Source organism: Acinetobacter sp. 1124_18A (genome assembly GCF_052824995.1).
In genome coordinates this window covers 88,937-100,331 of the sequence record NZ_VTDF01000001.1, presented here as the reverse complement: position 1 = coordinate 100,331, position 11,395 = coordinate 88,937, and the positions used below count along the sequence as shown (strand labels likewise).

Here is an 11,395-nt window from a genome sequence, read left to right as displayed (position 1 = left end):
AGTAGTTGATCAGGAAAATTGAGATCGTACAGCATAACAACTAACTACCTTATATATGTATTACACTTTAGCTCAAGTATTTGTCGAAACCTTGCTGCCATGACCACCATACTCATACCCTATCTACTTGCAATTACCTTACTTACGCTTACCCCTGGTCTAGATACGACTTTAATTATTCGTACCGCTACAATTGAAGGTAAATCCAAAGCATTCCAAGCAGCTGTAGGCATTAGCCTTGGCTGTATTGCATGGGGAATTGTGGTTGCTTGCGGTCTGGGTGCTTTGCTCATGGCTTCTGATTTAGCTTTTAATATATTGAAATGGATGGGGGCCGTTTATCTTGCATGGCTGGGTTTGAATATGATTTTAAAACCGCGTAGTCAACTTGCAGACATGCAAGGGAGTAATTCAAATAAGGCTACTTCGCAGAATTGGTTCATTAAAGGTTTTTTGGGTAATTTACTTAATCCTAAAGTCGGCATTTTTTATATTTCATTTCTTCCCCAATTTATTCCACCTCAAGCATCAGCTGTTACTTGGGTCATGGGGCTTGTGATGATTCATGTAGTAATTGGAATGTTATGGTCAACTCTATTAATTTTGGCCATGCAACCACTGTCACGTTATCTAAAGCAACCTAAATTTGTGAAATATATGGACCGTATTACAGGCAGTATTTTTGTGTTGTTTGCTTTGAAATTGGCTTTGAGCAAAAAGTAAATCTAAAAAGCGTGCTGACATCTAGCACGCTTAATATAACTTAAAGAGTTACTTCAGCTTTTTTAAATAGTCTTTTATTTGGATTGCAACTTCATCGGCATATTTTTCCGCCAACTGATGATCTCCCCCTTTAACAATATGCAATGTTGAACTTTTAAATATCTGATTTAAGTATGTTCCCACTTCAACTGGACTCACTGGATCTTGGTCGCCCCAAATTAGTAAAGTTTCGACGCTTATATCTGACAAAAATTCTTCATAGTTAATATTGGTAGTAATAAACCAATCTGGATATTTTAAAAAGGCTTGGCGATATGCTTCACGCCAATCTTGAATATTAAATGCAGAGAGATCGATTCCACCGGAAGTTGCAATCAAGACTAGCCCTTTAACCAGTTGAGGTTTTTGCAACGCTGCGGCAACAGCAAAAATTCCTCCCATAGATTGAGCAATAATTACAGACTCATCATTAATTTGATTAAGAACATAGTTTGTTAAGTCTTCAAAATTTTTGACCTCTACAGATTCTGGTGTATCTCCAAAGCCAGGATAACCAATAATTTTTGTATGATACTGCTGAGGTAGTTTTTCAATTAAGGGATGCCAAAAAGTCGTACTGCCTGATGCACCAGGTAAGAAAATTAAATTCATGTCATGCTTCTTCTAATTGTTTTAATAATGGTTCAAGCATTTCTTTCCCTCTTAACTGCTGTAACCATATTTCAGGAATCCCTTCATATCCAAACACAATTCCTGCCAATCCTCCTGCAACACAAGCGGTTGTATCAGTATCTTGTCCTAAAGCAATAGCTGTTTTAATGACGTCTTGATAACTATCTTGTTGCAGAGCAAAACGGGCTGAATGTAAACAATCTACTACGTAACCACTGCCTGATATTTTTTTCTCATGTGTTGAATCAAGAATATTATCGAGTTCTTGTTGTTCATTAACACTATTTTTATAAAGTTGCATCAGTATTGAAATACTAGATTTCCAAGCATCATTAACTGATTGTCCTTTCAATAAATTTTTTGCCCATAAGCAATATAATGCACAACAAATTTTTGATCGGAGATGAGCATGGGTCAAATGGGACTGCTGATAGGCTAACTCAACTAATTGCTGATCTGATCCCCTATGCCATAATGTCAAAGGTAATGTGCGCATCAACGCTCCATTACCATTCGAATGTTCATCTGTATTCGCTATCTCTTCTATAGACACTCCAGCTTCATAACGTTTTAACGCCTGAGCAGTTTGTACACCAATATCAAACACTTGATAATCAACCGCCATATAACCATAACGGTACCAATTGCGAAGACGGTTAGCAAAATCGATACTATCGAGTTTTTGACAATACAATAGTGATGCTAATAAGCACAGTGTCTGGGCTCCATCATCTGACCATGTTCCAATTGGAATATCGGGATAAGTTCGCCTAAAATTTTTAGGTGGAATCATATCAATATGCGAATAAGGTGGGAGCTGTGACGCTGAATGAAATTCATAAGGTACACCGACTGCATCACCAATCAGCAAACCATAAATTGCTCCTTTAATTCTATTTTGCATTTTTCTCTCAATATTTATTCTTATAAAAATAAGGGGAAAGGCCTTATTTTAAGTCCTTTCCCCTAAGACAAATCTAATTTAGCCTTGGAAATAACGTAAATCCAAACGCCCATCATACACATGGGTTGTTGGACCAGTCATCCAGACCACATCGCCTTCTTGCCATTCGATTTGCAGCTTACCGCCAGCCAATTCAACTTCTACAGAATTAGCAAGTAAGCCACGGCGCATGCCACTTACCGCAGCAGCACAAGCCCCTGTACCACATGCAAGTGTTTCACCTACACCACGTTCAAATACACGAAGGCGCACATGGTTTTCATCAATTACTTGCATAAAACCAGCATTCACACGCTCAGGGAAACGTTTATGTGACTCAACTTGTGGACCAATACCAGCAATATCTGCTGTGAGTACATCTGGAACAATCGTTACGGCGTGAGGATTGCCCATGTTGACCACATCAATACTAATGTTTTGGTCATTGGCTAACTCAAGTGTATATAAAGCTTCTGGTTGTTCAGCAACAAATGGAATTTCATTTGGTAAAAATTTTGGGTAACCCATATTCACACGTACCCAACCATTTTGCCCGAGTTCTGGCTTTACAATACCTGCTTTGGTTTGAACAGTAATATTGGTTTTGCTTGTTAAATGACGTTCATGTACAAAACGAGCAAAACAACGGACACCGTTACCACACTGTTCAACTTCAGAACCATCAGCATTAAAAATACGATATTTAAAATCTGCTTCTGGTAAATCTGGTGGTTCAACAATCAATAGCTGATCAAAACCAATACCAAAATGACGGTCAGCTAAGCGTTGAATTGTTTCTGTATCTAAATAAGCACGTTGGCTAATCAGATCAACCACCATAAAGTCATTGCCTAGGCCATGCATTTTAGTAAATTCTAACAACATTTCATTTACTCCTCCGGCAATAAACTTTCTTTTTCCCAAAGGGATTCAACTGTTTCACGCTCACGAATCAAATGTGCTTTATCGCCAGACACCATCACTTCTGCAGCACGTCCACGTGTATTGTAATTTGAACTCATTACAAAACCATAAGCACCAGCACCGAGAACAGCTAACAAGTCATTTTCTTTTAAAGCCAATGAGCGATCTTTACCAATGAAATCACCTGTCTCACAGATTGCGCCAACAAGATCCCAAGTTTTTTCTTCAGTATCTGAACTTGGTACCACAGGTTGGATATCCATCCACGCTTCATATAATGCAGGGCGGATCAAATCATTCATTGCAGCATCAATAATAGCAAAGTTGCGGTGAGTCGTTGGCTTGAGCAAATCAACTTTGGCTAAAAGCACACCTGCATTTGCACTAATGCTACGGCCCGGTTCCATATAAACTTTAAGACCTAGCTTTTCTAAAGCAGGTTTCATTGAGTTCGCATATTCTTCAACACTTGGCGGCGTTTCATCTTTATAACAAACACCTAAACCACCACCGATATCAATGTGTTTAAGATTGATACCAAGTTTTTTTAATTCTTCGATCATCAACATGACACGATCTAAAGCATCAACGAATGGTTTAGTCTCGGTTAATTGCGAACCAATGTGGCAGTCGATTCCAATAATCTCAAGGTTTGGTAAAGATGCAGCATATTGATAGGTTTCATAAACGGTATCACTTGGAATACCAAATTTATTTTCTTTAAGACCTGTTGAAATATAAGGATGTGTTTTTGCATCTACGTCTGGATTTACACGTAAAGAAATCGGCGCTTTTTTGCCTAGACGAGCTGCAACTTTTTGAAGTCGATCTAGTTCCGCATAAGACTCTACGTTAAAGCAAGCAATGCCTACATTTAAAGATGTTTCGATATCGACTTCGGTTTTACCTAAACCCGAAAAAACAACTTTAGATGCATCTCCACCCGCTTTTAAAACACGTGCAAGCTCACCACCAGATACGATATCAAAACCAGCACCAAGTTTTGCCAATACATTAAGAACAGCTAAATTTGAGTTAGATTTCACCGCAAAACAGATTTGATGATCAATAAAGTCAAAAGCACGATCCATATCTAAGTAATGTTTTTCAAAAGCTGCTTTTGAATAAACATACAAAGGTGTGCCAAATTGCTGCGCAAGCTGCTCCAGAGAACATTGCTCTGCATGCAATACTCCATTAATGCGAGTGAAACTCATGAATGTGTCCTTATTTCAAAGCTTAAGGTGATGTTGTTTGGGTTGGAACTGATGATGATTCAACTGACTGATCAGCTTGTTCATCCTGTTGCACAGCTTGTTTTGGTTCTTTATTACGATAGAGCAAGTATTTTGCACGTTTGTCATAATTTGGATCAGAAGGTAGTTGTAATACTCCTGACTGACCACAAGCACTAAGCAAAACACTGCTGCTCAATAAACTGATGAGGCAAATGACACGACGCATCTGAGCACCTGATTTAAACAATTCGATGCAGTATACCGTGATCATGCAAGCGGCTAAAGAGTAAACTTAAAGAGAAAAACAATATGCATAAAAAACGCCAGCTTTAAAGCTGGCGTTTGATCATAACCAAATAAATTTAATTATTTTTTATGACGCGGTTTATAGAAGAAGAAATAACCAATGATCAAGATAACAAACCAAATTGGGCTGACTTTAAGCGCTTTAAACGTATCTGGCTCTAAAGACAACACGTAAATCATACCAATAAAGAAAATAATCGTGATCCAACATGTAAATAGGCCGCCCGGTAATTTAAATGTTGATTTTGCATGTAGTTCAGGACGCGTAGTGTAATAACGGATATAACTCCAAATAATCAGTAACCACACGCAAATGAACAGAATCGTTGAAAGTGTTGTTGCAAGCGTAAACGCCTCAACGGTATTTGGTACAAAATATTGTAATGCCGCACCTAACAATAAACACGCAGCAGAGAAATACAATGCATTTGCAGGTACTGCACGTCTGTTCAATTTACCAAAAGCTTTTGGTCCCTGATCTTCACGAGATAGACCAAACAACATACGGCTTGTTGAAAACACGCCACTGTTCATTGATGACATTACTGATGACAACACAACCAAGTTCATTAAGATTGCTGCTGCTGCAACACCTGCTTGACTAAACAAGTTTACAAATGGGCTGATCGCTGGATCAATTCGATTCCATGGTGTTACAGACATTACAATAACTAATGCGAGCACATAGAAAATAATGATACGAATTGGAATTGAGTTAATTGCTTTAGGCAAATTACGTTCAGGATCTTTAGTTTCCGCAGCCGTTGTTCCAACAAGCTCTACACCAACGAAAGCAAAAATCGCAATCTGGAAACCTGCCAAGAAGCCATGCACACCTGTCGGGAAGAAACCGCCATTTGCCCACAAATGAGTAAATGAAGCAACTTCACCTGTAGTCGAGGTAAAGCCCGTAAAGATCATCCATAGACCCACAGCAATTAAAATAATGATTGCTAGGATTTTGATAAGTGCAAACCAAAACTCTAATTCACCAAACAGGCGAACTGTTAACAAGTTCAAACCCATAATGAATACGATGGCTGCAACACTGATCATGGCACCTTCGACAGGTGAGAAAGGTAGACCATTATTGAAGAATTGTAAGTAATAGATAATTGCAGAAAGATCGGCAATACCAATGGTGATCCAACACAGCCAATAGGTCCAACCGACAAAATAACCTGCCCATGGGCCAATTAAATCTGTTGTGAAATCAATAAATGATTTATAGGCAAGATTTGAAAGAAGTAATTCGCCAAGCGCACGCATGACAAAAAACACCATCACACCAATGATCAGGTAAATGAATAAGATTGAGGGGCCAGCAAGACTAATGGTTTTGCCTGATCCCATAAACAATCCCGTACCAATTGCACCGCCAATCGCGATCAGCTGTAAATGCCGATTTGAGAGGCTACGATGGAGCTCACCTTGTTCATGAGACTCACTCAGATTTTGATTCGACATCTTATCAATACACTCCAGTAATTTTTTTTAGTCCGTTAGCTAAAATCAAAAAGACGATATCGCACCATTTGCAGGTATCTTTTAAATGTATATTTTTTGACAATTTTTCAGCTAACTGATTTTTATCTGTATTGCTGATGATTTCAAGCTACATACAATTAAATCCGATAATACGCACAAGCCCATAGCAATACAACGCACTTTACGGTCTACAAACATGACTTGAACTTGTCTGATTTTTAAATTAAAAAGACGACTCGATTGCCCGTTTTTCTAATGTTCAATTTCATTTCAGTCCTTCATCTGTTTATTAAAAAATACCCCTTCTCGACCTTAATCTTTTAAATTATCTAACACATGACAATGACCTAATATTTTCGTTGTTTTAAATTAAGCAAAATGTATTCCACTTCAAAACTGATTCTCTATTTTGGTTTTGATATACTCTGTTTCTACTAATAATTTAGAAGTTTTTAACTGAAGTCGAATATGAGCAAAGTCAAAACTGTTTACCGTTGCGAACAATGTGGTGCTGACCACCTTAAATGGGCAGGTCAATGTTCAGAGTGTGGTGAATGGAATTCTTTGACTGAAGTCAAACTTGAGCCTACCACTGCTCACCGAGCACGACCAAAAAATGGCGGCTATGCAGGCCAAGCTGCAAATATTACAACGTTAAATAAAGTCACTTTTTCGCATGAAACCCGCTTACAGACTGGCATCAGCGAATTTGACCGCGTACTTGGCGGAGGCTTAGTTACAGGTTCTGTTGTCTTGATTGGTGGTGACCCCGGTATTGGTAAATCGACCATTCTTTTGCAAACAGCAACCCATATGGCAAGTGCAAAAAGCTCTGCACTTTATATTACTGGCGAAGAGTCTTTATCTCAGGTTGCACTTCGTGCTCAACGACTTGACTTGCCTACCGACCAGTTAAAAGTCATGGCCGAAACCTGCGTAGAACGAATTTGCGAAGTCTTAGAACAAGAAAAACCTGTCGTGGCTATCTTAGATTCGATCCAAACGCTTTATACGGAAACGCTCCAATCGGCACCGGGCGGTGTTTCACAAATTCGTGAATCTGCTGCTTTACTGACGCGTTATGCAAAAAATAGTGGCACAGCGCTATTTCTTGTTGGTCATGTGACCAAAGAAGGTGCACTGGCAGGTCCACGTGTTTTAGAACACATGGTGGATTGTGTACTTTACTTTGAAGGTCAGTCAGATTCGCGCTATCGAATGATTCGTGCAGTTAAAAACCGTTTTGGTGCGGTGAATGAACTGGGTGTATTTGCCATGACAGATAAGGGCTTACGTGAAGTTGCTAACCCTTCTGCCATTTTCTTGAGTCGTTATGATGAAGCGATTCCCGGTTCAATTGTCATGATTAGCCGTGAAGGAACTCGTCCTCTTTTGGTCGAAGTCCAAGCCTTAGTTGATGATGCTCAAGGACAACCACGTCGCGTCGCATTGGGTCTTGACCAAAACCGTTTAAACATGCTGCTTGCTGTAATGCATCGTCATGGTGGTGTTCAAACCACAGGTCAAGACGTCTATGTGAACATTGTGGGTGGCTTAAAAATTACCGAAACAGGTTCAGACTTAGCAGTTTTGTTAGCATGTGCTTCAAGTTTACGGACTAAAGCTTTGCCTCAACAACTCGCAGTTTTTGGAGAAGTTGGTCTTTCTGGTGAAATTCGTCCTGTACCAAATGGTCAAGAGCGTTTAAAAGAAGCTGCAAAACATGGCTTTAAGTATGTCATTTTGCCAAGAGGTAATGCGCCGCAAAAAGCAATTCCAGGCGTACAAGTCATTGCGGTTGCCCGTCTGCATGAAGCATTGACTGAAGCAATGCAACTCAGTGATGAATTGACATAAAAAAACATACTTTTATGGTTGAAATTTAGCGTAAATACCTTCATAAATACTATTACAATTTAATTTTAGACAGGAATTTCCTATGGAAGTACACCAGCGTGGCTTGATTACCGGTATTTTAATGGCTGCTTTAGCAATTTCGCCTCTTGCTGAAGCTAAACGTGCAGGTGGTGGTAAAAGCCACGGTATGGCACGCTCTTCTACTTCAAGCCAGTCTTATCAACAACCTCGTCAAGTGACTCCTGCTCAACAACCTGCTACTGCACCTCAAAGATCAGGTCCGGGTGTTGGTTCAATGGTTGCAGCTGGTGTGGCTGGTGCTGCCGTAGGTGCTGTTGCAGCAAATGCTTTAGCTGATGACAAACCAACATCAACTGAACATCAAGCAACTCAAGCTGGAACAGAACAAGCTGCTCAAGCGCAACAAGAAGAGAAAAAAGGTGGAATTCCTAGCTGGCTTTGGGTATTACTTGCAGCAGCTTTAGCCTTTTTTGTGTTTCGCAAATTGGGCGCAAAAAAAAAATTAGCGGGTAATAATCCTTACGCACCAAATAATGACGGTCAAAACCCATTTGGCCGTTCTGCTGCACCACAAGCGACACCACGTAACGCTGGAGATAATACAAACATCTTTGGTCAATCTGTTGGTGGCGGTGCAGTAACTCAAGCTCCTTTTGGTAGTGCAACAACGAGCAATGGCAATCAACTTCCAGATGGTAGTGAACCTGCTGCTTTCTTACGTATTGCACGTCAACGTTTTAATCACATCCAGTCGATGAATACTGCAAGTAACATTGAAGAAATTCGCCGTTACTTAACACCAGAACTTTATAGTTCTATGTATAACGACATCATGGAAAACCAAGATCAAGACGTTGCTGAATTTAGCAATCTGAATGCGATGGTTGTAGACAGTGCGACTGAAAATGGTCAATACGTTGTAAGCGTACGTTTCACTGGTACTGTGAGTGAAGATTTAAACAGCTTGCCACAACCATTTACTGAAATCTGGCACTTTGTTAAGCCTGCTGGCTCTCAACAAGACTGGGTTGTTGCAGGTATTCAACAAGCTTAAGCTAAATAAACCCTCAATAAAAAAGCCACAATATTGTGGCTTTTTTTATTTGTCAGTTTTTAAGCAATTTCTGCTGGAAAGGTAATGACTTTTTCAATTTTAACCTGATCCATTGCAACCATGAGTAAGCGGTCTACCCCTAAAGCAATTCCTGAACATTCAGGCATGTGAGGTAAAGCTGCTAACAAGTGTTCATCTAAAGGCATGACATGAAGGCCTTGCTTAGCCCGTTCTGCATTGTCTACTTCAAAGCGTGAGCGTAACACATCTGCATCAAGCAATTCATCGTAAGCATTTGCAAGCTCTAAACCTTCAATATAAACCTCAAAACGTGCCGCCACCTCTTCGCCATCTTCATCTACTTTTACTTTAGCCAAAGATGCCATTTCTGGTGGAAAGTCGGTCAAAAAGACTGGAGCATCAAACCCTAAACTTGGTTCAACAAAATGCGAAAATAACAAATCGATATAAGCTAAGCGGTCATCACCTAAATCGAGGTTTAATCCCACCCGATTTGCCGTATCTTTGAGTTGCTTCAACGTTGCTTGCAATGGATTAATGTCGAGACGATCTTGAAAGGCATGCTTATAACTTAGAATAAACGGTCGAACTTCGCCAAATCGATGCTGCAAGCAAGTTTGCAATAAATCAGCTGTTTCATGCATTAACGCTTTTAGATCAAAAGCCGGACGGTACCATTCGAGCATGGTAAATTCACTGTTGTGTTTACGCCCGTGTTCATCGTCTCGGAAAACCTTACAGATTTGATAAATCGGCCCACTACCACTTGCAAGTAAGCGTTTCATGGCAAACTCAGGTGATGTCTGTAAATATTGAGTCTGCAATTTACCATTGATATGGCGCAAAGCCTGAACAGAAGCTAAATGCACATCGGTGACACCTGCTTGTGAAACAATCGGTGTTTCCACTTCCATGACATCACGTTCAGCAAAAAATTGACGAATCTGGTTATAGAGCTTGGCACGCGCTTTTAAGGCATCAATTGAACAAGTTGGTTGATAACTTAAGCTCATGCCTGCGGCCCTCCATGTGCTGCCCATTCACGGCGCAGCGGATAATTCTTACGTAATAAATCAAATGCTTTTTGCTCTACTTTGCCCTCTTTAATGCAGGCACGGATGTTGGCATCATCTTGAGCAATATTATAAATCTGAGCTAGTTTTTGCTTTAACACTGCTTTTAAATCATTTCTTGAAAAATAGTCGTCACATGCAGGCAATTGGGTCTCGAAACGTTTATTTATATCAAACCCAAACTTTTGGCAGAACGCTTCATAAATCATTTGCGTACCGCGAGCCTTCCCTTCGAGGCTATAACCTGCAATATGCGGTGTTGCTAAAGCCAACATATCGATAAGCTGTTCTGAGATGACTGGTTCATGCTCAAATACATCGAGCACAACTTTACGCTGAGTACGCTGAATATCTTCGATTAAAGCAGCCTCTTTAACGACTGGACCACGCGCACTATTAATTAAAATCGTGTTCGGTTGAAGTGCTGCAAACGCTTTTTCATCAAAAAGATGATATGTTGCATGTTCACCATTTTTGGTTAAAGGCACATGAATTGAAATTGCGTTTGCTTGTTGCAACAGAGTTTCTAAACTCACATTTTTAATCGTATCTAACTGCACAAATGGGTCAAAACCAATCACGTTCCAGCCAAGTAACTGCGCCATATACGCCAAACGTTTACCGACGTTTCCAAGCCCCACAATGCCTAGGGTAAATTTTTCTTGTTGTTCTAAAAGGTTCGCATCTAAATGAAGTAAAGCGGTAATGACATATTCAGCAACTGCCTGTGCGTTACAGCCTGCGGCATTTGCCCACGTAATGCCTTGTTTTTCTAAGGCAGGAATATCTAAATGATCGGTACCGATTGTGGCACTGCCCACATATTTTAATGCTGTATTTTCGATTAAGCTTGCATTCACCGCAGTGACTGAACGGACCAATAATGCTTCTGCATCTTTTACATCTGCATGCGTTAAGGTTCGTCCCGCATGGTGTTGAATATCGCCAAACTCAGAAAAAAAGTAATCGGTAAATGCCAAATTCTCATCTGCGACGATTTTCATTGTCTGCAACCCATAGCTTATAAAAACGTTATTATCCTTTGAGTTGTAGCAAAGCACAATGTTAATGCCTT

11 protein-coding genes are annotated in these 11,395 nt (G+C 39.9%); 3 read left to right on the top strand and 8 right to left on the bottom strand.

Annotation, left to right across the window (positions count from 1 at the left end):
• Window positions 1-99: 99 nt before the first annotated feature.
• Window positions 100-723: a LysE family translocator gene (locus FY048_RS00430; protein WP_446089740.1), complete on the top strand. Its 624-nt coding sequence runs from the start codon at window positions 100-102 to the stop codon at window positions 721-723.
• A gap of 48 nt (window positions 724-771) precedes the next feature.
• Here the strand turns inward: FY048_RS00430 and FY048_RS00425 are convergent, their stop codons facing one another.
• The 6 genes from FY048_RS00425 to FY048_RS00400 all read right to left on the bottom strand — a co-directional run bounded on the left by FY048_RS00425 (window position 772) and on the right by FY048_RS00400 (window position 6,273).
• Window positions 772-1,374, bottom strand: coding sequence for an alpha/beta fold hydrolase (locus FY048_RS00425; protein WP_446089739.1), 603 nt, complete (start codon window positions 1,372-1,374; stop codon window positions 772-774).
• A 1-nt stretch (window position 1,375) separates the two neighbouring features.
• Window positions 1,376-2,299, bottom strand: coding sequence for an ADP-ribosylglycohydrolase family protein (locus FY048_RS00420; protein ID WP_446089738.1), 924 nt, complete (start codon window positions 2,297-2,299; stop codon window positions 1,376-1,378).
• 78 nt (window positions 2,300-2,377) lie between these two features.
• A complete protein-coding gene (gene dapF / locus FY048_RS00415; RefSeq protein WP_446089737.1) occupies window positions 2,378-3,223 on the bottom strand; it encodes a diaminopimelate epimerase in 846 nt (281 codons plus the stop codon).
• A gap of 5 nt (window positions 3,224-3,228) precedes the next feature.
• On the bottom strand, window positions 3,229-4,479 hold the full coding sequence (gene lysA, locus FY048_RS00410; RefSeq protein ID WP_446089736.1) for a diaminopimelate decarboxylase: 1,251 nt from the start codon (window positions 4,477-4,479) through the stop codon (window positions 3,229-3,231).
• A 22-nt stretch (window positions 4,480-4,501) separates the two neighbouring features.
• On the bottom strand, window positions 4,502-4,726 hold the full coding sequence (lptM, locus tag FY048_RS00405; protein WP_016137305.1) for an LPS translocon maturation chaperone LptM: 225 nt from the start codon (window positions 4,724-4,726) through the stop codon (window positions 4,502-4,504).
• Between the two features lie 140 nt (window positions 4,727-4,866).
• Window positions 4,867-6,273: an amino acid permease gene (locus tag FY048_RS00400; RefSeq protein WP_016137304.1), complete on the bottom strand. Its 1,407-nt coding sequence runs from the start codon at window positions 6,271-6,273 to the stop codon at window positions 4,867-4,869.
• A gap of 489 nt (window positions 6,274-6,762) precedes the next feature.
• On the opposite strand from FY048_RS00400, the gene radA reads away from it, so the two are divergent.
• Together radA and FY048_RS00390 are read left to right on the top strand one after the other, a co-directional pair.
• The gene (radA, locus tag FY048_RS00395) at window positions 6,763-8,151 is read left to right on the top strand and encodes a DNA repair protein RadA (RefSeq protein ID WP_016137303.1); all 1,389 of its coding nucleotides are present in this window, start codon (window positions 6,763-6,765) and stop codon (window positions 8,149-8,151) included.
• 82 nt (window positions 8,152-8,233) lie between these two features.
• Entirely contained in the window at window positions 8,234-9,226 is a 993-nt protein-coding gene (locus tag FY048_RS00390) for a Tim44 domain-containing protein (protein WP_446089735.1), read from the top strand.
• 59 nt (window positions 9,227-9,285) lie between these two features.
• Here the strand turns inward: FY048_RS00390 and epmA are convergent, their stop codons facing one another.
• Window positions 9,286-10,260, bottom strand: a complete 975-nt coding sequence (gene epmA / locus FY048_RS00385) for an EF-P lysine aminoacylase EpmA (protein WP_446089734.1) — start codon at window positions 10,258-10,260, stop codon at window positions 9,286-9,288.
• Entirely contained in the window at window positions 10,257-11,324 is a 1,068-nt protein-coding gene (locus FY048_RS00380; RefSeq protein ID WP_446089733.1) for a 4-phosphoerythronate dehydrogenase, read from the bottom strand. Before FY048_RS00380 ends, epmA begins: the two co-directional genes overlap by 4 nt.
• Between the last annotated feature and the right edge of the window lie 71 nt (window positions 11,325-11,395).